This is a genomic window from Mesorhizobium sp. P2_A12 (assembly GCF_056405075.1).
Genome location: NZ_JBFUCU010000004.1, coordinates 657861 through 683965 on the forward strand (window position 1 = coordinate 657861; position 26105 = coordinate 683965).

Consider the following 26105-nt stretch of genomic DNA (forward strand, 5'->3'; position numbering starts at 1 on the left):
AGACGATGACGACCTGGCAGCGTGGCCGGGAGGCGCGCAACGCCCGTATCCAAGCCGGCGCGAGGCTGGCGAAGGGCAAGGTCGTCGATGCGCGCGACGCCACCAGACTGATGGAGGCGGTGGTCCGCCCTGGCGATCGCGTCTGCCTGGAGGGCGACAACCAGAAACAGGCGGATCTGCTCTGCGCCGCCCTCCTTGCTGTCGATCCAGCCAAGGTGCGGGACCTGCACATGGTGCAGTCCGGCGTCGTGCTGCCGGAGCATCTCGATCTATTCGACCGCGGCGTGGCAAAGAAGCTCGACTATGCCTACTCCGGCCCGCAGTCGGCGCGCATCGCGAAGATGCTGTTCGGCGGCAAGATCGAGCTCGGTGCGGTCCACACTTATCTTGAGCTATTCGCGCGCTACTTCATCGACCTCACTCCGAACGTCGCGCTGATCGCTGCAGTCAGCGCCGACCGTGACGGGAACCTCTACACCGGGCCTAACACCGAAGATACGCCGACCGTCGTGGAGGCCACAGCCTTCAAGAACGGCGTCGTTATCGCCCAAGTGAACGAGATCGTCGACAAGGTTCCGCGCGTCGACATACCGGGGGACCGGGTGCATTTCGTTGTCGAGGCCGACAAGCCGTTCTTCGTCGAACCGCTGTTCACGCGCGATCCCGCTGCAATCACCGAGTCGCAGATCCTGACCGGCATGCTGGCGATCAAGGGCATCTACGCGCCCTACGGTGTCAAGCGATTGAACCACGGGATCGGCTTCAACACCGCCGCGATCGAACTCCTCTTGCCGACCTATGGCGAGAAACTCGGACTGAAGGGCAAGGTGGCGAGCCATTTCGCGCTAAACCCTCATCCTGCGTTGATCCCGGCCATCGAATCCGGCTGGCTCGAGCAGATCCACTGCTTCGGTTCCGAGGTCGGCATGGATGAGTACATCCGCGCCCGATCCGATATCTTCTTTACCGGATCCGACGGTTCGCTGCGCTCTAACCGGGCCTTCTGCCAGACAGCCGGCCTTTATGCCTGTGACATGTTCATCGGCTCGACGCTGCAGATCGATCTTCAGGGCAATTCCTCCACCGTCACCACGTCGCGCATCGCCGGCTTTGGCGGGGCGCCGAACATGGGCTCTGATGCGCGCGGGCGGCGACATCCGAGCGAGCCCTGGCTGCAGGCCGGCAGGGAAGCCGATCCCGAGGGGTCAACGCTGCTGCGCCGTGGCCGCAAGCTGGTCGTGCAGATCGGCGAGACCTTCGGCGAAAAGAACGTGCCGCTGTTCGTCGAGAGGCTCGATGCTCTGGAACTCGCCGAAAGGCTGAATCTCGAGCTGGCGCCGGTGATGATCTACGGCGACGACGTAACGCACATCGTCACGGAGGAAGGCATCGCCAATCTGCTGCTCTGTCGTGATGCCAGGGAGCGCGAGCAGGCGATCCGCGGGGTGGCGGGATACACCGACGTCGGTCGTGGCCGCGACGCTAAGATGGTCCAGCACCTGCGCGAGCGCGGTGCCATCCGCCGTCCTGAAGATATCGGTATCAATCCGCTCGACGCCGACCGGAGCATGCTGGCGGCGCGCTCCATCAAGGATCTTGTCCATTGGTCGGGCGGGCTCTACGCGCCGCCCTCAAGATTCCGCAACTGGTGAGAAGGACAGCCGCCATGGAGGACCTGAGCTTCCGCCACACCACCCGCCAGCGGGGGGCCGGCACGAGGAAACTGGCCGTCATCGGCGTTGTTGCGTCCGGCAATCTCGAAGTTCTGGCCGAACGCGTGCTGCCCGACTCCGAATGCCTGGTGGAGATCAGGACTGCTGCCGCGGGCTTCGGCGAAGTGTGGGATGCCGTGATCGCAGACTTCGTCAAAGGCTATTCGCCTGGCGGGCTCCGGTTCTCCATCAATGACGGCGGAGCGCGTCCCGACACCGTGTCCCTTAGGCTGGCGCAAGCGGCCCGGCTGATGGAGGAGGACGACCAATGAGCGCCTCTCACACACAGAGAACCAAGTCTTCGGTGGAACTGGATCGCACCGCAAGCTGGTATGAGTCCTCGGCGCGGACACGGGTCCGGCTGCTGCTCGATCCCGGAAGCCTTGTCGAGTTCATCGGACCGGAGAAGCGCGAGGTCAGTCCGCATCTCAAGCTCTTCGATCTTCCCGAGCAGTTCGACGATGGCATCGTTGTGGGACGCGGCAGGCTCGACGGTTCGCCGGTGTTTGTCGCAGCACAGGAGGGCCGTTTCATGGGCGGTGCTTTCGGTGAAGTTCACGGTGCGAAGCTGACCGGCCTGTTGCGCGCCGCGCGCGATATTGGGTCCGTTCCGGTGCTGATCCTGTTCGATACGGGCGGTGTGCGCCTGCAGGAGGCCAATGCAGGCGAGCTTGCCATTGCCGAAATCATGCGCGCAGTGATCGAGGCGCGAACCGCAGGTGTGAAAGTGATCGGGCTGATCGGCGGCCGGGCCGGATGCTATGGCGGCGGCGGTTTGATCGCTGGTTGCTGTTCTGCGTTGGCGGTCTCCGAGCAGGGTCGCATTTCGGTGTCCGGTCCCGAGGTGATCGAGACCAATCGCGGTGTCGACGAGTTCGACTCCCGTGACCGGGCTCTGGTCTGGCGGACCATGGGCGGCAAGCATCGCCGGCTCCTCGGCGGCGCCGAAGTCTTCGTCGATGATACTGTCCAGGACTTTCGCGACGCCGCGCTGGAGCTGCTCAGTTCAATCCGCGCCTTCGGCATCGACACTTTGAAGGCCGAGCAATCTCGCCTTGAAGATCGGTTGCGGCGCTTCGGCGCCTGTCCGGATGCGGTCGATATCTGGACGGCAGAGGGCATTCCTGACGCCGTTTCCATTCCCGCGCTGCCCGCTGACCAGTTCATCGCTCTCGCTGACAAAGTCCGGAGGTCCAGCCGTGACGCTCGATGACATTCTCGCCTCGCTGTTTCCCGACGGCCACGACGTGAAAAATAGCGGCGGAGTTCTGTCAGGTTCGGGTGCACTGCGATCGGGTGGCCGGGCGCTCGTCATCGGCGTCGCGGACCGGACCGCGCTCGGCGTGGACGAGGCCATCCGCCTTTCGAATTACGTCCTGGCGTCGGTTGAGAACGGAAACGCCCCGATCCTCGTCCTGGCGGACAGTGACAGCCAGCGGATGAGCAAGCGGGACGAGCTTTTGGGGTTGAACGAGTTCCTAGCTCATCTCGCCAAGTCCCTCATCTATGCGGATATGCGTGGGCGGCCCGCCATCGGTCTTCTCTACGGCCACTCCGCAGCCGGCGCCCTCCTCGCCACGGCGCTGGCCACCCGCGTGCTGGTGGGGCTGCCGTCCGCCGATCCGGCGGTGATGGATCTGCCATCCATGGCCAGGGTGACGAAGCTATCGATCGAGGTTTTGCAGGAAAAGGCGAAGTCCACGCCGGTGTTTGCTCCGGGCTTGCGAAATCTTGCTCAGACAGGCGCTGTTCATCTCACCTGGGACGAGGCTGCCCCGCTGGCTGAGCAACTGGACTCACTTCTGGCGAACATGCCGGATGCGCGCGACCGCCGAGATGCGCTCGGCATGGAGCGCGGCGGTCGGCCGAAGGCATACGCCATCGCGGAGCGCGTCCGTGAACTCGCACTTCAAGCTCTGTGAACTGCCGATGCGGCGTCACGATCTGATATTCGTCGGGCCGGCGGCGTGGCGTTCGCTGATGCTGACACGCAGCGATGTCGCCGCGAACGAGCTCGCCTCATCTTGGGTCGATAGAGGCTGGCCGCTCATTAGACGACGTGCCATGCCGGGTGAGGGGCATGGCGTGCCTTTGGGCCTTGCGCTGCCGTACTTCGCCGGAAAGAAGCGATTTTCGTTTCTCATGCAGCACGAGGATATCCTGTCGAAGTCTCCGCCGCCCTCGCTGCGGTCCGCCGGCCTGTCGGCGCCACGCGCCTGGCGACCCACGCTCGCCAAGCTTGAAGATATCGCCTCACGGCATCGTGTGGAAGCAAGGGTCTTCGGCAGCCTTGCCTTGGCTGTCGTCACAGGATTGGACTATCTGACCGACCGCTCCGATCTCGACCTCCTGCTGCAGGTCAATCGCGACACGGATCTTAGCCGCCTGACCGCCGATCTGGCGCGGATCGAGGCGGCCGCGCCGATGCGGCTGGATGGTGAGCTGATCCGCCATGACGGCGCGGCCGCGAACTGGCGGGAGCTTCACGCCGGCCCGCACGAGGTTCTGGTCAAGACCGTCAGCGATGTGGCGTTGCTCGACGCCCAGCTTTTTCTTTCTGAAGGGATGCCATCGTGACCGTCGCCCTTGCTTTCGGCACGGAGCGGCCGCTTGCGTCAAAGGTGCTGGTACCACGTTTTCCGGATGCCGCGGCCATCGCCGCGAGCGCGGTGCGTTGCCTTCTCGACGAGCTGGAGACGTGGCCCAAGCCGGGCCTTGTAAGCCACATCGATTCCGGCAGCCATGAAGACATGGATGCCGGCACATTTCGCGCCAGCGCCGCGGCCATCGGGCCGTACTTCCAGGCTTTGGCGGAAGCCGGCGCCGCCGGCCGCGCGATGGGCGCCTTGAGGGAAATCGGTCTCGATGCCGAGGCAGCCATGCTTGCGGCGACGTCGGGGGTCAACACCCATCGCGGCGCCATATTCGGATTGGGCCTGCTATGCGCGGCCGCCGGCGCGAGGATCGGCGGGCAGGTGGATCCCACGCTGTCGTTGGGAACTGTGGTCCTGCGGCTATGGGCCCGCGGCATATTCGAAGGACCGATGGTTCCTCAGAGCCACGGTCAGGTGGCCCGTCGCCGCTTCGGCGCTGGTGGTGCGCGGATCGAGGCTGCCCTCGGATTCCCCAGCATTTATCATGTCGGCCTGCCCACCCTGCGAAAGAGCGTCCTTGAGGCTCCCGACGACGCCGAAGCTCAGCGTATCGAAACATGTTTCGCGCTCGTTGCGGTTGTCGAGGACACCACTCTGCTGCACCGCGGCGGCCTCTCCGGTCTCGGCTTTGCGCGTCGAGCCGCGCGCCGCTTTCTCGACCAGGGCGGCGTCGGCGCACCCGGCTGGCGAGACCGCGCCCATTTTGTGCATAAGAGCTTCGTTGCCCGTCGGCTCAGTCCCGGGGGCTCAGCGGACCTCCTTGCCATGACCCTGTTCGTCGACGCGCAGGAAAGGATGCTTGCCTGATGGCCAATACAATCCTGCTGGCGCTCGCCCCGGTCTTTTTCGTGATGGCCCTCGGCTATGGAGCCGGAAGATTCGGCATCGTCGAAAACCATCATGTCGACGGCTTCAACACGCTCGTCATGAGCTTCGCGCTGCCGGCATCCCTGTTCGCGGCGACCGCGTCGGCCCCGCGTGGCGAACTGCTTGTCCAGGCGCCGCTCTTCGCCATTTTCGGCGGGGTCATGCTGCTGATCTATCTTGCCTGGTACTACATCGCGCGGCTTTTCCTGGCGACGGACAAGGTTGGCGCGTCGGTACAGGCTCTGACCGTTGCCTTCCCCAACCTTGGCGGCGTCGGACTGCCGATTGCATCTGCGCTGCTCGGACCGACGGGGCCGGTCTCGGTCGCCGTTGCCATGGCCGCGGGTTCGATCCTGATCAGTCCGATCACGCTGGTTGTCGCCGAAATGGGCCGCCTGGAGGAAGGGAGCGCCGTCAAGACGCCAGGCGCTCAGATGTTCGACGCGCTGAGGCGCGCGCTGACAAAACCCATTGTTCTCGGCCCCGCGCTTGGAATCCTGCTCTCGCTATGCAGCCTGACGCTCAATCCTGTCATCGAAGCCTGTCTGACGGTGATAGGGCAGGCCGCAGCCGGCGTAGCGCTGTTCCTGACCGGCTTGATCTTGTCTGCTCAATCGTTCGAGTTTAACTGGAAGATCGTGAGCGCGACCGCATTGGCCGACATCGTTCGACCTCTCCTGATGGTCGCGATCGTGCTCCTGCTGCCGGTTCCCTTTGAGATCGCCAGGACGGCGATCCTGTTCGCTGCCCTGCCGGCAGGGTTCTTCGGCATCCTTTTCTCCGTGAGCTATCGGCTCGACTCTTCGACGGTCGGCTCAATGGTCATTGGCAGCACCATCGTGAGCATCGTGACGATGGCGATCGCCATCGCCATTATGTTTCCATAGCGGCGATGGTCCTTGCAATTCTCTGCTCCGGACAGGGGCGGCAGCATCCTGACATGTTCGCCCTGACCGCCGATGCGCCGCAAGCTGCCGGTCTATTTGCCCATGCCGCATCGTTGCTCGGCGACAGGGATCCACGCGAGATCGTGCGGACCGGATCCGGCGACGTCCTGCACCGCAACCGCACTGGCCAGATACTCTGCTCGCTGCAGGCGCTGGCAGCCGCGGCGGCGCTGCGGGACACGCTGCCCGACCGGCCGACCGTCGCCGGCTATAGCATCGGCGAAGTGGCGGCTTGGGGTGTTGCAGGTCTGTTCAGCGCGACCGACACGCTGGACCTCGTCGCGCGTCGGGCGGAAGCCATGGATGTTGCTTCCCCCGGTGGAGACGGGCTGCTTTTCATTCGTGGCCTTTCCGGCAAATCCATCGAGAGACTATGCGAACGGCACAATGCCGCAATCGCTATCGTCAATCCGGGTAACGCCTTCGTCCTCGGCGGGAGCCGCGCGACATTCGAAGCCCTTGCCGGCGAAGCGAAGGCGGACGGAGCCAGGGTTGTCGAGTTACCTGTGGAGGTTGCTTCCCACACGAGACGACTCGCCGGGGCGTCTGCCGCGTTTCGCGCGAGCCTGCGCCATGTTCGCCTGATGCGCTCTCCGACTGACGGCGCGCGTGTCTTGAGCGGAGTCGACGGCTCTCCTGTCATCGACACCAAGGCAGGTTTCGACAAGCTGGCGGCGCAAATATCTCAAACGGTGCAATGGGCCGATTGCCTGCAGGGTTGCATCGAAGGCGGTGCAACGGCCTTCCTCGAACTCGGACCCGGGCGGGCGTTGAGCGAAATGGCAGGCGGCGCGTATCGCGACATCCCTGCACGAAGCCTGGAAGACTTCAGAACTCTCCAGGGCGCTTACGCTTGGCTTAAAGATCACTCAAGCAAGTGAATATCGAGACGTCGGTGTGCGCCGGCGCAGCTATTTTGACGGTGCCGGGCGGCTACCTCGCCACCAACTTGCAGGGACCACAAAAGCATGCCCTCGCTCTCGAACCCACGTGAGCGGGTTTTGGGACGATGCGTCGATCGAATGCGTTCGACGCGATGCGCTTAGAGCAGTTCACCGTTTCACAGAAACGGCGAACGGCTCTAACTCTTTGTTTCGACGCAATTCCGGACGGAAAACCGTTTCACACTTTTCCTGGAATTGCTCTAGGCCGGCACGATGGGCGACTTCCCCTTACGCAAGGCCTGCAGAAACTGCGGGTCGGCGCGCAAACTGACGCGGACCAATTCCGGCGGTGTGAGGGCGAGCCACTGATTCAGTGACACATCGGCGAAGTAGGTGCTCTTGAATACCTCCAAATATCGCAGTGTCGTATTGCCTGTGTTCTCGATGTAGTGCCCCATAGCGAAGGGTACGTATCCGACGTCGTTCGCCTGGAAATCGAATGTTCGGGCCTCGCCCGACGCCGCGAACACGCCCATGCGGGCCTGGCCCTGGATGTAGTACTGCCATTCGTTCGTATTCGGATGCCAATGCAGCTCGCGCATCCCTCCCGGTTCGACTTCGACAAGGGCCGCCGCGATTGCTTTGGAAACAGGAAACACGGCGCTGTCGGTAATTCGCACCGTTCCGTGTTTCATCCTCATAGGAGCCTGTGCCGTCATGCGGTGGCTGAAGCTCAGCGGGACCTCGACCGCGCCCGCGATCTTGTCTGCGCTGAGCGGCCCCGGAACCGGCGCGGGAAACATGTAAAGCTCGCTGGGATCGGGGACGTTCGCAAGACTCGATGCCGGAACGCCGAAATTCTTGGCGAGCACTTCGGGAGGAGTGTGCTTCAGAAAGTCGCTCAGCAGGAAGGTGTTATCCTCGTCGAAGTCGCCGTCATCGAACACCAGCAAGAATTCCGTCCCGTCTGGATCAAGGCCCTGGATCGAATGTGGAATGCCCGGCGGGAAATACCAAAGGTCACCCGCGCCGACGTCGTCGACGAAATTGTGGCCATTGGCATCGACTGCCGTGATGCGTGCTTTCCCGTAGAGGACATAGGCCCACTCGGCGGCCTTGTGCCAATGCAACTCGCGCACGCCGCCAGCATTCAGGCGCATGTTCACGCCGGCAATGTCCTTGGAGACGCCGAGCTCGCGTGCGGTCACCTGCCGAGTCCAGCCGCCGCCAGACAGTCGGATATGAGCATCGTCGAACGAGAAACGCAGGTTCGGCAGACTGCCCGCATCCGTGCTCGGTGGGACCATCAGGTCCGGATTCTGAGCTATTCGGGAAGGATTCATCGGACCGGGGTTGGTGCCGCCGCGGCCGTTGGCTAGCGGGCCACCGTTTTGCGCTTGGGCCAGTGTCGCCGTCGTGAGCAAGCCGCCAGCAGCTGTCGCAGCCAACATGGTTCGACGGGATATCTTATCGGTGGCTATGCTCATCTTGTTTCATTCCTTGCTGCGGTGTGCTTCTCGACTGCGCGAATTGGTTCGGCCGCGGACCGGATGAGTTGTCCGATTGGCACGCAAGGCTCACGATATTGATCGGGCGCTGACGAGGTCTTTCCTGTTGACGCATCGTATAGCTGAATCGCACGATGATCGTGGCCGTGGCTCACCCGAGCCTGTGTCGTCATACCTCTCGTGTCGCTGCCAGAGCTTGGGCGTTGCGTTTTGCCTGCATGCTTTCCGCCGGATCGGATGCTTGTAGGCTCGCTCTCAAGCCGCTGACGGGTCGCTCTGTCCCCTGGATTGGTTCGCGACGCGCTTGCCGTGACAAAGGTGCAATCAGGCACCGGCAACCGCAATTTCGAACAAGCAGAAAGGATTTCGCTGCTTAAGCTGGACCTGGACACTGTGCGACACGGAGGTCGATCAGCGCGCAAGCGTCGACCAGAAGCTGGGCAGAGACCTTATGCGCCATGGACTATTTCCGCGAACACCGAGCAATTCGCGGCTGGTGGCGCCTCTTGCCAACCTTCTTGCCGCCGGAATATTCGCTGTCGATACTCTTGATCCATTTGCGGGATCTGTCTCGGTCCTCTATGTGGTCGTTGTTCTGCTCGCGTCCACCGCCTTTCGCAGGCGTGGCATCGTCTTTTGTTCGCTCGCCTGTGTTGGGCTCACCGTGCTGAGCTTCTGGCTTGTTCACGGACACGAAGCCAGTGGTGGCGCCCTCAGCCGCTGCGTCATGAGCATCGCGACCATTGTCATTACCGCCCTTTTGGTGCTCAAAAACCAGTCGACCTCGACCGATCTATCCGAAAAGGCCGAACTGCTCGATTTGACGCATGACGCGATTTTCGTACGCGGCATGGGCGGTCTGATCTCCTATTGGAATCGTGGTGCAGAAGCCATTTACGGCTGGTCGGCCGAACAGACGGCGGGAAAGTCCACCCATCAGCTCCTGCAGACGGTCTTTCCAGCCAGGCTCGACGAGATCAATCGGGAACTGCTCAGCTCCAACCGCTGGGAAGGTGAACTCTTGCACACGAAACGCGACGGATCCGTCGTTATCGTTTCCAGCCGGTGGTCGCTGAAGACGGATGCCGACGGCAGACCGTTGGCGGTTCTCGAAACGAATACGGACATATCAGAGCGCAGGCGAGCCGAAACCGAGGTCCTGAAGGCCCAGGCGGAACTCGCCCATGTGACACGCCTCACCACATTGGGTGAATTGACGGCCTCGATCGCGCACGAGGTGAATCAGCCGCTTGCCGGCATCGTTATGAACGGCGAGGCGTGCCTGCGATGGATGGATCGAGACAAGCCCGATCTGGATGAGGTCCGCAGCGCGGTCAAGCGGAGCATCGCTGACGCCCAACGCGCCAGCGATATCGTCCATCGAATCCGGGCGTTGTCCAAGAAGGGCGACATCCAGATGGTCCTTGTCGACGTGAACGAGATCGTCAACGAATCGCTCACCTTGGTGCAGCGTGAGTTCGTTGCAAATCGCATCACCCTGAAACTGAATCTAGCCAACCAGGCGCTGCCCGCACTTGGCGACCGTATCCAGCTTCAACAGCTCCTGATCAATCTTTTGATCAACGCGATTCAGGCAATGGCCTCTGGCAACAGCGACTTGCGCGAAATTCTCGTTACGACTTCGATCGATGAATCGAACCAGGCAAATGTGAGGGTCCAGGATACGGGACCAGGCATCGATCCCGATAGTGCGCGTCAGATGTTCAAGGCCTTCTTCACCACCAAGGCGGAGGGATTGGGCATGGGACTGTCGATCTGCCGGTCGATTGTTGAGTCACATGGAGGCCGTGTGTGGATCGAGCCCAATCCAGGCGGCGGCGCGATATTCCAATTTTCCTTGCCACGCGTCGAAAAGGATGCCGGCTCATGATCCAACGCCCCGCCTCTCCCTCTCAACCACAAGTCGGCAATGGCGCCATGCCTCCGACTGTCCTGGTCGTGGACGACGATCCGTCGTTGCGTGAAGCTTTGAGCAGCCTCTTCCGATCTGTTGGAACGCGTGTCGAGCTTTTCGGTTCTGCGCCCGAACTGCTGAACAGTCGGCTTCCCGACGGTCCAAGCTGCCTTGTGCTCGATATCCGGCTGCCGGAGGTGAGCGGACTCGAATTTCAAACGCAATTGAGCAAGGCAGGCATTCACTTGCCGATCATTTTCATGACCGGCCACGGCGACATTCCCATGTCCGTGCGAGCCATGAAGGCCGGAGCGGTCGATTTCCTCACCAAGCCCTTCCGAGATCAGGATATTCTCGATGCAGTCGCCGGCGCTCTAGAGCGCGACAGGCAACGGCGAGACAAAGACCGGGCGCTGTCGGAGCTGCAGAGCCTTCTGAGCACCCTGACCCCTCGGGAACGCCAGGTGATGGCATTTGTCGCGACTGGATTGATGAACAAGCAAATCGCTGGCGAGATGCAACTCAGTGAAATCACGGTGAAAATCCACCGCGGTCGCCTGATGAAGAAAATGGGCGCCAGAACTCTGGCTGACCTGGTGAAGATGGCCGGCGCCCTGGGGATAGACGCTCCCGGTAAATAAGCTTGTTACACCTCTGTATAACTTTCGCTTTCGCAAGCGCGGGCGCAATATCTGGCCGAGAAACAGTCGTTGAAGCAGCAATGTTTGGGTCATCGGCAAGCACGGAGGAATAGTGAATTGACCCGCAGCGCGATGATCTCGATCGTCGATGACGATGAGTCCGTTCGACTTGCCACTGCAAGCCTCGTCAGATCGTTGGGTTTCATCGCATTTGCATTCGAATCGGCCGAGGATTTCCTGATGTCATCTAATCTGGAAACTACGTCGTGCCTGATCTGCGATATCCAGATGCCCGGAATGACAGGAATAGAACTGCAGGATCATTTGATCGAACATGGCTATCACATACCGACAATCTTGATCACCGCCTTTCCAGAGGAGCGTGTCCGCAAACGCGCTCGGGAAACCGGCGCCATCGGCTTCTTCGGCAAGCCGTTGGACAGCCAGGCCATGATCAACTGTATCGATTCTGCGCTTCATGGCGCGCGCTAGCGGCACCTGGGTGCACCTTGGCGCTTCAGGCGAACAGCGCTGCAAACAGCGGCAGCGCTGAACAGAGAAGCCAACATCGAACGTCTATGGGCGTCGAGAAACTATTGATCCCCTGCGAGGTAGGCAAGGAGTGCTTCATGGCGCGCGCAGCAATAACAAATTTGGCAAACGAAGACGGGCTTCGCCGTTATCTCGGCGAGATCAAACATCTCCCCATGCTGACGCTTGGGCAGGAACAAGCGCTGGCAAAACGCTGGCGCGACGACAACGATCCGGAGGCCGCTCACCAACTGGTGTTGTCGCATCTTCGCCTCGTTGCCAAAATTGCCATGCGCTATCGCGGGTACGGGCTGCCGATGTCAGAGGTGATATCAGAGGGCAGCATCGGCCTGATCAAGGCGGTCAATCGCTTCGAACCGGAGCGCGGCTTTCGTTTGGCTACCTATGCGATCTGGTGGATCAAGGCGTCCATTCGCGAATATGTTCTGCGCTCCTGGTCACTGGTGAAGGTCGGTACGACGCCCAATCAAAAAAAGCTGTTCTTCAACTTGCGGCGACTCAAGGCTCGCCTCTCGGCACTGGACGACGGTGACCTGCGTCCAGAGCACGTGGAATTCATCGCAAGCAACCTTGGCGTGACGGAGCAGGAAGTTGTGTACATGAACAGTCGCATGGACGGGGACAGGTCGCTCAATGCGCCCCTGCGAGGCCAGGCTGAGGGCCAATGGCAGGATTTGCTGGTCGAGGGCGAGGACAGCCAGGAGTACAAGTTCGTTCAGTTCGAGGAAGCTTCCGGCCGGCACAGGGCGCTGATCGACTCGCTTGGCGTTCTCAACACACGCGAACGGCGCATCCTCGAGGCGCGTCGGCTTGCGGATGATCCGAGGAGTCTGGCAGATCTCTCCAGCGAATTCGGCGTTTCGCGCGAGCGTGTGCGCCAAATTGAGATGCGCGCCTTCGAAAAATTGCAAAATGCAGTGAAGGTTAGCTATGCGAAACGGGACAACCCCATGCCGTTGTCAGTGTGAAATGACACGACGGAAGAAGGGTCGGCTGCGGAGCGCAAATCGGCGCTGAGCAATGCCAATCTAGCCGGTACCAAATGCCTGTCGCGCAAAACTGGGCAGGACACCTTGCAGCCGAGGCCGTGAAGGACTGCCCGCAGAGCGCACTGACGGCTTCACATGCAATCAAGAGAGAATGTTTGTAGTTATAAGATATACAAAAATCAAACAAGCGTATCATGCTGAAAAGCGTCTCCTGTATCTATATTAATATTGCTTTCAGTAACTAAGAAAGCTTCAACTACAGGAGCGTATTATGAAAAGATCAACATCAGTCCTGGCGACGATCGTCATGGGCGCAATGCTGGCGGCTGGCTCAGTGACGGTCTCGATGGCGCACGGCGGTGGCGGCGGCCATGGCGGTGGCGGCGGCTTTGGCGGCGGCGGTCATGGTATGAGCATGGGCGGTGGCGACCATGCCGGAGGCTTTGGCGGTGGCCACGGGGCAGGCTTTGCCGATGGCGGTCGTGTCGCAATCATGGGCGGCGGTGCCCATGTCCGTGGTGTCCATGTCGGCGACGGTCATAGGTTCAGAAGGGACCGCGGTTTCGGCAGTGACTTTTATGACGACGGCTACTGCGGTTACCCGTACCCATACTATGAGTATCGCGGCCTTTACCCATATTGTCCGTGAACCACCACGGCCTCTTCGAATCCGGACTCCACGGTGCGAGTGGGGACCGGATTCGAACACTGAAGGTTTTGGCTCGCACGTCTGCCGAACCGCGGCCTGACTGGAAGTACTGTTCAAGATTCCATGAATTCTCAACCCGAAGGAGTATATTGTGAGAAAATCAGCAGCAATATTGGCAAAGATTACTTTGGGCGTGATGCTGGCCACCGGCTCGGCGACGGTCTCCATGGCGCGCAGCGGCGGCAGGGATGGTCATGCCGTACACTTCAGCAGCGGTGCCATTGGCAACCGCCAGCACCACAAAGTCCTTTTTGGCGGTCGGGAAGCTGGCGACCGGGAATATGATAGCCAGCTCTGGTTGAACGACGACACCGACACTGCTTACTGCTCGTTCGACGCTGTGAACCCGAGTTATTACGGATCCAATGGTATCTGGCACTCTTGCCTGTAACCCAATTCAGCCGGCCGCCCTGGAAAATCGGTATCGAAATGCTCAGGCCGAGACTGGTTGTGATCGCATTGGCCGTCAGCTGGTTCCCAGCCTTGGGCGTCGAAGGCCGCCGATCCATTCAACTTAATCGATAGAATTCCGCCACCGCCACCCCGATGTCGGCGGTGGCCGCGTGATTATCCGGGCGCCGTCGCGCGAGATCGGAAGGAATGCTGGCAGGCTCGGCGCCGCTTTCGTAGACCTTTCCAGCCGCCAATCCATGGTCCGACCCCGCGCCCTGTCGCGGTTAGCACATGTTCGTATTGAGCAGCCAGCGCATCGTAGGGTTGATGAAAGGGCGAGGCCCACTCCGACAAGGAGCGCGACCTTGTCCAAATCTCACAAATGCTCGGGGTCGGCGTGCGAATAGGGAAATCCAGCCGCCTTTAGGGAAGAGCGCTTCCCCTCCATCTGGCATCATCTCCATCTGACCGGGCGAAATCCGACCCTCCCAACGACCCGAGGAAGTGCTGCCTGCACATATGAAATCCTTGGCCTCAGGCAGTCAGGGCGGTGGGATTAGTACGATGTTCTCTGCCCCTACCTAGACACATGAAACAACGGGAGTTCCAATGCGAAATGAGAATGATGTTGCGATGCCAATCTTGCTGATTACCGTTGCGGTCGCTCTCTTGTTCAGCGGGCCGAGCTTGGCGCAAATCAGCACCATACCCGCGACAGGAATGACATCGCCGCTTTCTGCAATAGGTTCGCCCCTCAATCCGGCTGCTATTCCCCTGGGCGCGGTCGAACTCGATCCGGGTGGCTTGACGGGTAGCACCGTGGGCATCGGGAATAGTTCCGTGAGCGACTCCGGGTGTACCAATGCCTTGGCGCCAAGTGTTTTGGCGTCAAGTTCCGAAGTTGCCGCAGCCACTTCCGCCCTTTCCACTTTCGACGGCGGAGGCATGAACGCAACCACATCCACGAGCGGGACGTCGTTTGTGAACCCGACGGTTTCAACAGCGTCGGGCACCTGCAACTCGACGGCGTCGAGCGCGTCGTCTTTCGGCACCACAGCGACACCATCAATGACCACTGGGACATCGTCCACGAGTCTTGGAGCCGCAGTTGGGATTCCGCTTGGGTCTTCGGAGCTCGGCAATTTGGGAGTGAGTTCGCCGATTGGCATTCCAACACCCGCGTTGGCCGATCCGGTAACAAATCCACAGGTAGCGATTCCTACGCTCAATGTATCAGGCACATCCTGTGGCAGCACGGGGCTGACGGGCATGAGCCGCACGCCGTCGACATCCGGCTGCTGAAAAAACTGATCCCTTAAGAGCCGCTGTCGTAGGAGCCCTCAATGCGCAAGCGACCCTTCATTGTTGCTGCGCTGCTGATCATGATCGGCGGCGTTGGGCTTGCAGCCAAACACGTCTACGACCATTCCGAACCTGCGGCGGCCTCCGGTCCTGCCCCGGCGGTTCCGGTCATTGCCGGAAAGGTAGCCAGTCACGATGTGCCGATCTACCTTCGCGGTGTAGGAACGGTAATCGCCTACAACAACGTGGTCGTGCACAGCCTAATCTCGGGACCGATTACGAAGGTCACATTCACGCAAGGTCAGACCGTGAAAAAGGGCGATCTGCTGGCGCAGATCGACCCAGATCCCTATCAGGCACAAATCGATCAGATAACCGCCACTCGCGATCGCGACCAGGCGCTGCTCGTCAATGCGCGGGCAGACCTGGACCGTTACACGCAACTGCTGGCGAAGGGCTTTGCCACGTCCCAACTGGTAGCCACGCAGAAGGCTCAAGTGATCCAGCTCCAGGCGACCATCAAGGCAGACGAGGCTCTGCTACAGGCCGAGCAGATCAATCTGAGCTACACCCGTCTGACCTCGCCGATCGACGGTGTAACGGGTATCCGGCAGATCGACGAAGGCAATATCATTCACCCGACCGATACTTTTGGTCTGGTCGACGTAGCGCAGGTCCAACCGATCTCGTTGATCTTTACGTTGCCCGAGGACACGCTCCCGCAAATCCAGAAGCAGATGGCCAAGGGGCAGCAGCTTACGGTCTTTGCGTACAGCCAGGACGACAAGACCAAGCTCGACGAAGGCAAACTTTTGCTTCTCGACAACCAGATTGTCCAGACGACGGGCACGATCCGCCTCCGAGCCACGTTTCCTAACGCCAGGAACCAACTCTGGCCGGGTGCGCTCGTGAATGTACGTTTGCTTCTTGATACCCGCACTGGGGGGCTGACGGTAGCCGGGTCGGCAGTGCAACAAGGTCCAAACGGCCCCTATGTCTACGTGATCGCGCCTGATGGAACCGCGCGGATACGGCCTGTCGCAGTTGCCCAGTTGACCGAGGGACAAGCTCTTATCGATTCGGGTCTCGAGGCCAACGAGACGGTCGTGGTCGACGGGCAGTACAGGCTCGTGGAAGGCGCGCCCGTTCAAGTGCTGCGCGGCAAAGCCGCTGATGAAGCCGCCATGCAAAGCGCAGTGCAACAGGCAATCCCGTGAATGTCTCGGCCCCTTTTATTCGCAGGCCGATCGCCACAGGCCTGCTGATGGTGGGTCTGCTGCTGTGTGGGCTGGCTACCTACCAGCTTCTGCCGGTCGCATCCCTGCCGAACGTCAACTTTCCGACGATTCAGGTGTCAGCGCAGTTGCCCGGCGCCGATCCCGAAACCATGGCGTCGTCGGTAGCCACCCCGCTTGAGCAACAGATAAGCCAACTCCCGGGCGCGACCCAGCTGTCTTCGACTAGCGCGCTTGGCAGCACACAGCTCACCGTTCAGTTCGACCTCAGCCGCAGCGTCGACAGCGCCGCGGTTGACGTGCTGTCTGCGATCAATGCCGCCAGTCCCGATCTGCCGCTGGGCATCCCCTATCCGCCGACCATCCGTAAGGTTAATCCGGCGGATACTCCGATCCTGGTGCTCGCGCTGACATCCGACACCCTTCCACTGACGACGGTCGATGCCTATGCGGAAAACATCCTGCTGCCGAAGATCTCGCAAATCTCCGGCGTGGGTCTTGTAGGCATTGGCGGCCAGCAGAAGCCGGCGATCCGTGTGCAGGTCAATCCGCAAGCGGCCGCGGCCCGCGGCATTGGCCTTGAAGATGTTCGCAACGTGCTCGGCGAGGCCAATGTTGATATTGCGAAGGGCACGCTCAATAGCCCGCGTCAAACCTTCACGCTCAACACAAACGACCAACTGCTGAAACCTGACGCCTACAATGATGTTATCGTCGCCTATCGCAATGGCTCCCCTGTACGCATCCGCGACATCGGCACCGCGATAGACGGGCCGGAGAACCACTTTGTCGCCGGCTGGTTCGACAAGAAGCCCGCCATCTTGCTGGCTATCCGGCGCCTGCCCGGTGCCAATGTGATCGAGACGGTTGGCCGCATTCAGGCTCTGTTGCCCCAACTGCAAGCGTCGATCCCACCCGGTATCAAGGTATCGGTCGTTTCAGACCGCACCCAAACCATCCGTGCCTCGGTCGCAGACGTGCGGTTCACGTTGATGCTGACCGTCGCCCTGGTGGTGATGGTGATATTCCTGTTCCTGCGCAATTTCTGGGCAACGGTCATTCCCGCAATAACCGTGCCCCTCTCGCTCGTCGGTACTTTTGCCGTGCTCTATGTGCTTGGTTACAGCCTCGACAATCTGTCGCTGATGGCCTTGTCGATCGCGGTCGGCTTTGTCGTCGACGATGCAGTCGTCGTGATCGAGAACATCGTCCGTCACATCGAAGATGGCCTCACTCCGATGGAGGCTGCGCTGAAGGGCTCGAGCGAAATCGGCTTCACCATCATTTCGATTACGCTGTCGCTCATCGCAGTGTTCATTCCACTATTTCTAATGGGAGGCTATGTCGGCGAACTCTTCCAGGAGTTCGCCGTGACGGTGAGCGTTTCACTGATCCTGTCGCTGGTGGTCTCGCTCACGCTGACGCCAATGATGTGCGCGCGTTTGCTCAAGAATGAGGCCAACGTCAGGCACGGGCGGCTCTATAACATTTGCGAAAGCGGCTTCGACGCGCTGCTTGGATTGTATGAACGCGGCCTAAGGATCGTCCTGCGGCACACTTTCGTGACGCTGCTCGTCATGCTCGGAACGATTGCTGTCACCGGCTATCTCTACTTCATCATCCCGAAGGGCTTTTTCCCGCAACAAGACACCGGCCTGATTATCGGCGTCACCGAGGCCGATCAGGATATTTCGTTCCCGGCTATGTCCGAGCGTCAGCAGGCGGTAACCGACATTGTGCTGAAGGATCCGGCGGTAGCTTCGGTCGGAGCCTCGATAGGAGCAACTGGCGGGAGCACGCTCAATCGCGGGACCATGTACATTGCCTTGAAGCCAAACAACCAACGTGACGTCAGCGCCGATCAGGTGATCAGCCGGCTGTCATCCCAACTCGCCAAGATTCAAGGCATAGCGCTTTACATGCAAGCGGCACAGGACATCACTGTCGGTGGTCGGGTTTCGAAGACACAGTATCAATATACTCTGACCGATGCCGATTCCAACGAGCTCAACCATTGGGCACCGATATTCCTCGACAAGCTTAGAGCCATGCCGGGAATCGTTGACGTGGCCACCGATCAGGAGAATGCAGGACCACTGCTCGATGTGACCGTCAATCGCGAAGTCGCGTCGAGTTTCGGAATCCTCCCGTCGACGATCGACAACACGCTCGACGATGCTTTCGGCCAGCGCATCGTCTCCACGATGTTCACACAGCTCAATCAGTATCACGTGGTTCTCGAGGTCAGCCCGGAATTCCAGTACGGTCCCGAGGCGCTCAAGGATATCTATCTGAATTCTTCGACAGGGCAGCAGGTGCCGTTAAGCGCCCTGGTGACCAGCATGACGAAGGCTGCGCCGATCGTGATCAATCATCAAGGCATGTTTCCGGCGGTCACGATCTCCTTCAATCTAAAACCCGGGGCGGCGCTGGGAAATGCGGTCGCCGCGATCCAGCAGTTCGAACGCGATGCCGGAAAGCCTGCTTCGCTTGCAACCAGCCTCCAGGGCAACGCGCAAGCCTTTCAGGCGGCGCTGTCAGGCACCCCAATCCTGATCGGAGTGGCGCTGGTGGTGATCTACATCATCCTTGGAGTGCTCTATGAGAGCCTGATCCATCCGATCACCATTCTATCGACGCTGCCTTCAGCCGCTATCGGCGCCTTGTTGTTGCTGATGGCGGTCCATATGGACTTCAGCGTCATCGCCATGATCGGCGTTATCCTGCTGATTGGCATCGTCAAGAAGAACGGCATCATGCTTGTCGACTTTGCGCTCGAGGTCGAGAGGAACGAAGGTCTCAGTCCACAGGAGGCAATCTACCGCGCTTGCACCATACGTTTCAGGCCGATCCTGATGACCACCATGGCGGCGATGCTAGGCGGCGTGCCGATGATGCTGGGCACCGGCGCCGGATCGGAAATCCGCCAGCCGCTCGGCTACACGATCGTGGGTGGCTTGGCGCTGTCGCAGATTCTCACGCTCTACACGACACCGGTGGTCTACTTGTATCTTGAGCGGCTCGGCAGATTCCTGGGTGGCTTGCGAGGCGCAAAAACACAGCCTGTGGAACCCGAGCAGGGCGAACTCTTCTCCGAAACGAGGCACCCAGCCGGCTAGGCGAGAGGTTCAGGTCCCGTTGTCAGGGGGTATGAAGCAGTAGACGCTGTTCCCAGCCGCGCAGATGTGGGCCGTTTCGTTCCATGAGTAGGGGTGTTCAGGCACCCTTTTGGACGGTTCGATCGGCGTCCATACTCCGTTGAGTTTGCCCCACCACTTTCCCCCCTCGAACTTGCCAACCGTTGGCCGACAGTCGCCGCCGTTGCAGCATGAGCCACCCAGCGTGTTATGCATCCCCATGTAGATGCTGTGCCACTTCTCGTGCCCCTGGCCGTAATTGCCCTCGGGAGGGCCAATGGGGACGTGGGAAGTGTGGTCCTGGGCCAGTGCGGGGCTGGCCACCAGCAGGAAAACCAGTAGGCGGAAGGCCATCACTCAACATCCTCCAATTGGTGTTACGGGTTGTCTCTCCGAAACATTCCTGGGAGCAGAAGTAGTACTGGTGGGGTATTTTCACCGCGCCTACGCAGTTCAAACATTTCATTCTTTTGCTCCTTCGCGGTCGGGGAAGCATGCATAGATTTTGCCGTTGGCATGAATAATCCATTGGTATGGCTGCATAACCCAAATGGCAAAGAAGTTACTTTGGATTGTCTGTCGGGAGGCGTCCGACGGACACCGTTTCTGACGAGAACGACGAACACAGTGGGGTCGCTGCGCGATCCGCAAACGGCACGCTGGTCCCCGGCTTCGCCTAGAAACCAATTGAAGAAGCCAATCGGCGCAACGGGCGAAACGCGAATTGGGGTGGCGTTTGCGAAAGACATTTCTTTGCTTGGACGCAACATTCGGCGCTCAATACCGAGGATTTGAACGCATGGCACCCAGGAAGTCGATGCGGCCTTGCGAGTCCGTCGCTGGAGGCGGGCGCGCGCTGTTGGCGACCGGAACAGCCCTCACGGAGCAGGGCATCGCCATTGGCGGCTCGACGACGCTGCTGCACATGAATCTCACGCCACCCTGGACGGCGATCGCAGTTCGACCAGTCGGATCCGCAGCTCGCGAGGCGACGGCCTGGAGGCCGAGAGCAACGGGCACTGTCCAAACCGGATGCTCCTTCCCTCTGGGCCGCCGTCGGCATGCTTCGGTGCCTGGCTCCGCGATCTCTGCCGGCATCGACCCACTCGTCTCGGCGATCATCGATGCGTTGTCGTGGCGCGACCGTATCGGTAAGACGCACTGGTTCGAATTCCTCGCCATGACGGGACCGCTCTGCCTTTTCGTCGTGCTCGCGGGCTCAACCGCGGACGTGGTCGCCAGATCGTTTCTGATTTTCTTCGCCATCTATTCAGACCTGGTGATCGTCTTGCTTTGGTTTGCGGAGAAAGACGATTCCCGGACTGAACCGACCCAGTCTCATCCACGCCCCAAGCGCATCGTTCCATGCGTGAAGGGCCAGGGGGATGATCATCCCCAATTCCTACAGCCAGTGGATGCAAGCGAAGCCCATAGTCGACGATGCGGTCGGCGTCGGGCGCGTCAAGCAGGAGAGTGGGATGGCTAACCGGGCGCGGTACCTTGTGGTGCCCAGCTTCCTGGTGCCTCTCGTTGCATGTTCGGAAGCGTCGGCGTCCTACGTTGGGGACCGCTTCTTCCCCTCGACGCTTGCGACCGTGGTTCCCACCCCGGCTGACTTCGTCAATTTTCCCCAATTGATGCAGTTGCCCGACACCGGCTCGCGCGAGATCGACTTTCCTTTCTCCTACAGCAAGCTCATCACCCCGGATTGGTCCGTGTCGTTCACCGCAAACTACCGCATGGTCGATCGGGGGGGCACGCGTTCGGGCTTCGACGATTGGGTGCTCGGCACCCAATATGAAGTCTATTCCAATGCCGAGCACGAGTTCGTGTTCTCGGCAGGCGGTACGCTGGCGCTGGGCGGCACCGGATCGTCCGACATCGGTGCCAAGTCGTTCTCGACGCTGACACCGACCCTTTACGTCGGCAAGGGCTTCGGCGATCTGTCGGATTCGCTGGCGTGGCTGCGTCCGGTCAATGTCACCGCGACCCTAGGAGTCGCGCTGCCGACCGAATCCACCACCCTGACCGGCGCCACCGCGGTCGACAACCCAGACATCTTGCAATGGGGCTTTGCCCTGGAATACAGCCTGCTCACCAATGCGCATTCCGCTGACAAGGGTAATGCTCATCGCTTCGCCGAGGGTTTGGTGCCGCTGGTGGAATTCGCAATGCAGACGCCGCTGAACGGGCCGTCGGCTGGACAGACCACGGGCACGATCAATCCTGGCGTTATCTGGGTGGGCGAGTACGCCCAACTCGGGGTGGAGGCGATCGTTCCGATCAATGCGAGTTCGGGCCGCGACATCGGCGTGCGTGCACAGCTCCACCTCTATCTCGGCAACATTTTTTCGAACGGAATCGGAAAGCCGATCTTCGACTGATCGCGCGCCGCGCCGTGCATGAGTCTGTCCAGGTCTCCGCGGCCAGGGACGAAGCCGCCACGCGAGGACCGCGGGCCAATCGGCGAAAGCTGGCGGCAGGAATAAACTGCTGGCCTTATGCACCAGATCACTTCTTATGTGTGGAATGATACTTGAAGATTAAGTAACCAAACAATTGCAGCCATGCTTAATGTGTTTTGTATAGTGGTTCAGAACGTATTTCGAAACCTATATAAGGATTGCGGGCATGAGCGATATCTCTATCGCCAATTCGAATTTTGCCGCGCTGTGCAACAGAACGACACAACAGGTGAATCGCATGGGTTCTGTTTCAATAGGGGCTGCAATCGCGGCAGTCCTTCTGTCAACCGCTTGGGCCGCTGCCGCAGCTTCGCCTCCAGGACGCATGCAGGCAAAGTTCGATCGTGTCGAACGAAAAACGAACAGCAACCACACTTCGTTGCCGAGGCACGGTGAAGTACCGACAACCAGATCGGCCAAGAAGCCGGCATCGCAGCTCGATAACGACGGGGACCCCCCGACCGATCTTTTTTCAGGCATGAACCGGTTTTGATGAGAGGTGTTGCGCCCCTCACGACGCGGTGATTGCGGTTGAGGCTGACTTGACCGCCCCGTCGACTCGAGTTGGCCCCACCTGCGACAGACGAGCGCCAGTTGCGCTGTCGGATCTTGTCTCCGAAACCGCACGATGCATCGCGCGGCAAGCAAGTCGCATCGCCGAAGGTCTCGACGCCGGCGGCAACGCTCCGGCGATCGACCGTGAATCGGTTCCTGCTCGGAAGGCAGGAGGGAAAAATGGGCCGATGACGACATGTCATCGGCCCAAGAACTCGAGCGGTGAGAAACGCGCCCGGGGGGAGGAGCGCCTTCACAATCGATCGGCGGGCGTGGGAGGGGCCCGGAGAACCAATCTGGCACGAGTTGGAGCGCTGCCACGATGGTGACGAAAACGGATCGAAACCACCGATCGCAACGCCCACCCACAACCTAGTGGTTTTTGCTGCCGGTGCTTCGTCGTTCTTGCCGGCTTTGCATCCAGCTTGCGGATTTCGCGCGGAACGTCAAAAGGCCCAGGCCAAGCAGGGGACCCCGCTCAAGGTCATCAAGACCTGACGTACAGTCGCCCCCAAATCGACCAATCACCTGGGATCGGCAATTGAAGAACCGGCCCATTGGTCAGCTCGGTACATGCACCATTACAATCGATCGCGACGTCCAATCACAAACCAAAGTATGAGCAGTTCAGACCAATACTCTAAGTCCACCTACGGATGTAGAATGGAGTAAATCATCACCGGCGCTCTACGCTGACATCAGATGGGATAACCCGAAGGATGTGCGCCAAGCCATGTTGATGAATCCTGCCTCCCGCGACATCGATTTACCCGCGATAGCTGCCTTCGCGGCCAATGCTCGGCGACCGGAGCAAACGGACCCATTCTTGTCGGCGGATTGGCGCGCTCCGTTCAACGGCGGAAAGGCACAGCGTACCAACTCCGTGGCGCATGCGCAGTTCGGGCGCTGGAGCGCCGATGGGGCCGATTGCCGTGTCGAGATATCTTCAGGCGACGCGGTGAGTAGTCGCACGGTGATTTCAGATGGGATAGTTGCCGAGGTGGTCCAAGCCGCCGGTCATGACAAATTCGAATTCCGGTTTCGCGCGCCCATGCACTTGCTGGTGGTCTACGAGCAGGGCACGCGCCGAGACGGTGACACCTTCGTCGAAGGTTTGCCCCGGTCGAAACTGCGGGATTTTGGTCGCCGGCTTACCTTGGTGCCCGCCGGTCGCGAATATCTCGAATGGCATGCACCGCGGACGGCTGCACGTCTCATGTTTGTCTATCTTGATCCTGCCAAGCTGCAAGTTCCGTTCAACGCTGGCATGACCGATGTGACGTTCGTTGCGAAGCTCTTCTTTGAGGACGCAACGCTTTTGGGCACCGCCCTTAAACTGATGAGGTCGCTCGAGAGTCCAAACCTGGAGAATTGGCGTTACCTGGAAGCACTGGGCATCGTCCTGGCTCATGAGTTGGTCCGTTTCCACGAGAGGACGCCGAGAGCCGAACCTCAGCTTCGAGGCGGACTTGCAGCTTGGCAGGAGCGGATAGTAAAGGCCCATATCGAGGCGCATTTGGGCGAACCGGTACCGCTCGCCACTCTCGCGGAGCTTTCCCGGTTGAGCCCATGTTATTTTTGCCGCGCCTTCAAGCTTTCTTTTGGGATGCCTCCGCATCGGTATCATATCAACCGTCGAATCGAGCATGCCAAGGGTCTCCTTGCGACGCGGGCTCATTCGGTGACGGACATCGGATTGACTGTCGGATACAGCGAAACCAGCTCATTCACGGCCGCTTTTCGCAAGGCGACCGGCCTGACGCCGAGTGCTTACCAGCGGAGCCTCGGATAGGCCCTGGACGGCCCGGCTGGCTGGGACCCGGCCTGGCTGGGCATTGCGCAGTTCTTGAAATTCGACCTTGAAGTCGGCGCTCTTCGATCGAGACTTCGTCCTGGCTCTCACCTTCCCCGGCCTTGATCGGAGAGCTGGGTTCTGGCGCAATTGACGGGCGAGTTTTCTCCGCCCGATCCGCCACTTCCGCTTGATCGCTCTCGCCGAGGGGGCAGCCCGGTGACCGCATTTCGTCCCCTCAGGAGACTGAAATCGTTTCGCGTCAATATGACGTACCATTCCGGCGGTTTTGGCATCCGCACATTTCAACCATTGCCGCATGGCACAGCGATGAACGTCTGCTGGTCGCCGCGCTTGACCAGCAGCAGCGCCGCCTTCTTGCTGGATTTTGCTGCGAGACTAATGGCTTGGCTGGTGTCCTTCGCCGTCTTCACCGGCACGCCATTGACCGAGATGATGATGTCGCCCAATTCGATGCCGGAGGTGGCTGCCGGCTGGTCCGGATCGACACCCTCGACCACGGCACCATAAACCTGTGAAGGCACATTCAAGGCCTGGCGAACGGTTCGATCGAGGTCGCCAAGCGCCAGACCGAGTGTTGGAAAACTGGAATGCAGCGGCTGCGAAGAATTGATTGCGGCCACCGGTTTGACGCTGGCGTCATTGCCGCCGATGACCACCGACAACGCAACTGTCTTCCCATTGCGCCAAACGGACAGCACCTCCCTTTTTCCCGGCAGGAGATCCGCCACGGCTCGAGACAGGGTCTTGGGCTCGTTGATGGTTTGACCGGCAAATCCGGTAATGACGTCGCCGGTCTCGATGCCGGCATGAGCGGCGGGCGATCCGTCGCCGACATCAGCAACCAAAGCACCTTCAGGCGTCGGCAGGCCGAGGGCGTTGGCGAGATCCGTTGTGACCGGCTGCATCTCGATGCCGAGCAGCCCATGTTCGATCGATCCGTTCTTCTCCAGCTTGGCGACGATCTTTTCGGCCTCATTGGAAGGGATCGCAAATCCGACGCCGACGCTGCCGCCATTGGGCGAGTAGATCGCGGTGTTGATACCGACGACGGTGCCGTTGGTGTCGACAAGAGGTCCACCCGAATTGCCGTGGTTGATCGGCGCGTCGATCTGAAGGAAATCGTCGTAGGGACCACTGTTGAGGTCGCGCCCGCGGGCGGAAACGATTCCCGCAGTGACGGTCGTCCCGATGCCGAACGGATTGCCAATCGCCAGAATCGGGTCGCCTGCCCTGAGTCTGTCGGAATCGCCCCAGGCAACGGTGGGAAGAGGCTTCCCAGCCCTTATCTTCAGGACCGCAAGGTCTGATTTTGAGTCGCGGCCGACAAGGGTTGCCGGCAGCTCGGTTCCATCGTCAAGCGTCACCATGATATCGGAAGCTCCGTCGATGACATGGTTGTTGGTGACGATGGTGCCGTCTGAACTGATGATGAAGCCGGAGCCGAGGGCCTCTGCCAGTTGCGTCGCTCCCTGTGGTGGTGCCTTGGGCGCCGGAATCCCCCGATTGCTGAAGAATCGAGGCAGCCGTTCATCGGACGACAGACCGCTGTCCGAGGGCTGGGTTTGGCCATCGGGCGCCGATGAAGTTTTCATGATCGACGTGATCGTCACCACTGCCGGTTTGTCGGCCGCAACGATCGGAGCATAGGAGGTGGCCGGAGCGCGATTGGCGGAGGCCTCCGGGGAGGAGTCCATTTTCGTATCGGCCAAGCTCGCGTTCAGAGCAACCCCAGCGACGAGCGGCGCTACGAGGACGGCGGAGAAAAGCAGCACGGCGCGGTGCCTGCGGAGGATGTTGAAAGTTGACATGGTCGCGACCCGTGCG

Annotated in this window: 22 protein-coding genes; 19 read left to right on the top strand and 3 right to left on the bottom strand. The window is 60.4% G+C overall.

Annotation, left to right across the window (positions count from 1 at the left end):
- Positions 1–5 precede the first annotated feature (5 nt).
- The 8 genes from mdcA to AC1DZU_RS13535 are packed head-to-tail and all read left to right on the top strand — an operon-like array spanning position 6 to position 7061.
- Positions 6–1652 carry a malonate decarboxylase subunit alpha gene (mdcA, locus tag AC1DZU_RS13500; protein WP_477285286.1) on the top strand — a complete coding sequence of 549 codons (1647 nt, stop codon included), beginning with the start codon at positions 6–8 and terminating at the stop codon, positions 1650–1652.
- Between the two features lie 14 nt (positions 1653–1666).
- Positions 1667–1984, top strand: a complete 318-nt coding sequence (gene mdcC, locus AC1DZU_RS13505; protein ID WP_477285288.1) for a malonate decarboxylase acyl carrier protein — start codon at positions 1667–1669, stop codon at positions 1982–1984.
- A complete protein-coding gene (locus AC1DZU_RS13510) occupies positions 1981–2925 on the top strand; it encodes a biotin-independent malonate decarboxylase subunit beta (RefSeq protein WP_477285290.1) in 945 nt (314 codons plus the stop codon). Before mdcC ends, AC1DZU_RS13510 begins: the two co-directional genes overlap by 4 nt.
- The gene (gene mdcE / locus AC1DZU_RS13515) at positions 2912–3634 is read left to right on the top strand and encodes a biotin-independent malonate decarboxylase subunit gamma (RefSeq protein ID WP_477285292.1); all 723 of its coding nucleotides are present in this window, start codon (positions 2912–2914) and stop codon (positions 3632–3634) included. Before AC1DZU_RS13510 ends, mdcE begins: the two co-directional genes overlap by 14 nt.
- On the top strand, positions 3531–4289 hold the full coding sequence (mdcG, locus tag AC1DZU_RS13520; RefSeq protein WP_477285294.1) for a malonate decarboxylase holo-[acyl-carrier-protein] synthase: 759 nt from the start codon (positions 3531–3533) through the stop codon (positions 4287–4289). The genes mdcE and mdcG overlap by 104 nt, the downstream gene beginning before the upstream one ends.
- Positions 4286–5173, top strand: a complete 888-nt coding sequence (gene mdcB, locus AC1DZU_RS13525) for a triphosphoribosyl-dephospho-CoA synthase MdcB (RefSeq protein WP_477285296.1) — start codon at positions 4286–4288, stop codon at positions 5171–5173. Before mdcG ends, mdcB begins: the two co-directional genes overlap by 4 nt.
- Positions 5173–6120, top strand: coding sequence for an AEC family transporter (locus AC1DZU_RS13530; protein WP_477285298.1), 948 nt, complete (start codon positions 5173–5175; stop codon positions 6118–6120). The genes mdcB and AC1DZU_RS13530 overlap by 1 nt, the downstream gene beginning before the upstream one ends.
- Before the next feature lie 5 nt (positions 6121–6125).
- Positions 6126–7061 (top strand): malonate decarboxylase subunit epsilon, encoded by a 936-nt coding sequence (locus AC1DZU_RS13535; RefSeq protein WP_477285300.1) that lies wholly within the window; start codon positions 6126–6128, stop codon positions 7059–7061.
- A 263-nt stretch (positions 7062–7324) separates the two neighbouring features.
- Here the strand turns inward: AC1DZU_RS13535 and AC1DZU_RS13540 are convergent, their stop codons facing one another.
- Entirely contained in the window at positions 7325–8551 is a 1227-nt protein-coding gene (locus tag AC1DZU_RS13540) for an oxalate decarboxylase family bicupin (protein WP_477285302.1), read from the bottom strand.
- 517 nt (positions 8552–9068) lie between these two features.
- On the opposite strand from AC1DZU_RS13540, the gene AC1DZU_RS13545 reads away from it, so the two are divergent.
- From AC1DZU_RS13545 to AC1DZU_RS13570, 6 genes are all read left to right on the top strand, one after another.
- The gene (locus tag AC1DZU_RS13545; RefSeq protein ID WP_477285304.1) at positions 9069–10463 is read left to right on the top strand and encodes a sensor histidine kinase; all 1395 of its coding nucleotides are present in this window, start codon (positions 9069–9071) and stop codon (positions 10461–10463) included.
- Positions 10460–11128, top strand: a complete 669-nt coding sequence (locus AC1DZU_RS13550) for a response regulator transcription factor (RefSeq protein ID WP_477285306.1) — start codon at positions 10460–10462, stop codon at positions 11126–11128. Before AC1DZU_RS13545 ends, AC1DZU_RS13550 begins: the two co-directional genes overlap by 4 nt.
- 117 nt (positions 11129–11245) lie before the next feature.
- A complete protein-coding gene (locus AC1DZU_RS13555; protein WP_246462152.1) occupies positions 11246–11620 on the top strand; it encodes a response regulator transcription factor in 375 nt (124 codons plus the stop codon).
- A 137-nt stretch (positions 11621–11757) separates the two neighbouring features.
- Positions 11758–12648, top strand: a complete 891-nt coding sequence (gene rpoH, locus AC1DZU_RS13560) for an RNA polymerase sigma factor RpoH (protein ID WP_477285308.1) — start codon at positions 11758–11760, stop codon at positions 12646–12648.
- Positions 12649–12940: 292 nt separating this feature from the next.
- On the top strand, positions 12941–13318 hold the full coding sequence (locus tag AC1DZU_RS13565; RefSeq protein WP_477285310.1) for a hypothetical protein: 378 nt from the start codon (positions 12941–12943) through the stop codon (positions 13316–13318).
- A gap of 151 nt (positions 13319–13469) precedes the next feature.
- Entirely contained in the window at positions 13470–13769 is a 300-nt protein-coding gene (locus AC1DZU_RS13570) for a hypothetical protein (RefSeq protein WP_477285312.1), read from the top strand.
- Between the two features lie 583 nt (positions 13770–14352).
- On the opposite strand, the gene AC1DZU_RS13575 is transcribed toward AC1DZU_RS13570, so the two are convergent.
- Complete coding sequence (locus tag AC1DZU_RS13575) at positions 14353–14847, bottom strand: hypothetical protein (protein ID WP_477285314.1); 495 nt, start codon at positions 14845–14847, stop codon at positions 14353–14355.
- Positions 14848–15114: 267 nt separating this feature from the next.
- Here AC1DZU_RS13575 and AC1DZU_RS13580 point away from each other — a divergent pair, with 267 nt between their 5' ends.
- From AC1DZU_RS13580 to AC1DZU_RS13600, 5 genes are all read left to right on the top strand, one after another.
- Positions 15115–16290: an efflux RND transporter periplasmic adaptor subunit gene (locus AC1DZU_RS13580; protein ID WP_477285316.1), complete on the top strand. Its 1176-nt coding sequence runs from the start codon at positions 15115–15117 to the stop codon at positions 16288–16290.
- Positions 16287–19427, top strand: a complete 3141-nt coding sequence (locus tag AC1DZU_RS13585; RefSeq protein WP_477285318.1) for an efflux RND transporter permease subunit — start codon at positions 16287–16289, stop codon at positions 19425–19427. Before AC1DZU_RS13580 ends, AC1DZU_RS13585 begins: the two co-directional genes overlap by 4 nt.
- Before the next feature lie 1403 nt (positions 19428–20830).
- The gene (locus AC1DZU_RS13590) at positions 20831–21829 is read left to right on the top strand and encodes a hypothetical protein (RefSeq protein ID WP_477285320.1); all 999 of its coding nucleotides are present in this window, start codon (positions 20831–20833) and stop codon (positions 21827–21829) included.
- 247 nt (positions 21830–22076) lie between these two features.
- Complete coding sequence (locus tag AC1DZU_RS13595) at positions 22077–22403, top strand: hypothetical protein (RefSeq protein WP_477285322.1); 327 nt, start codon at positions 22077–22079, stop codon at positions 22401–22403.
- A gap of 795 nt (positions 22404–23198) precedes the next feature.
- A complete protein-coding gene (locus tag AC1DZU_RS13600; protein WP_477285324.1) occupies positions 23199–24257 on the top strand; it encodes a helix-turn-helix domain-containing protein in 1059 nt (352 codons plus the stop codon).
- Between the two features lie 305 nt (positions 24258–24562).
- Here AC1DZU_RS13600 and AC1DZU_RS13605 read toward each other — a convergent pair whose 3' ends face one another.
- Positions 24563–26089 carry a DegQ family serine endoprotease gene (locus tag AC1DZU_RS13605; RefSeq protein ID WP_477285326.1) on the bottom strand — a complete coding sequence of 509 codons (1527 nt, stop codon included), beginning with the start codon at positions 26087–26089 and terminating at the stop codon, positions 24563–24565.
- Positions 26090–26105: the final 16 nt, after the last annotated feature.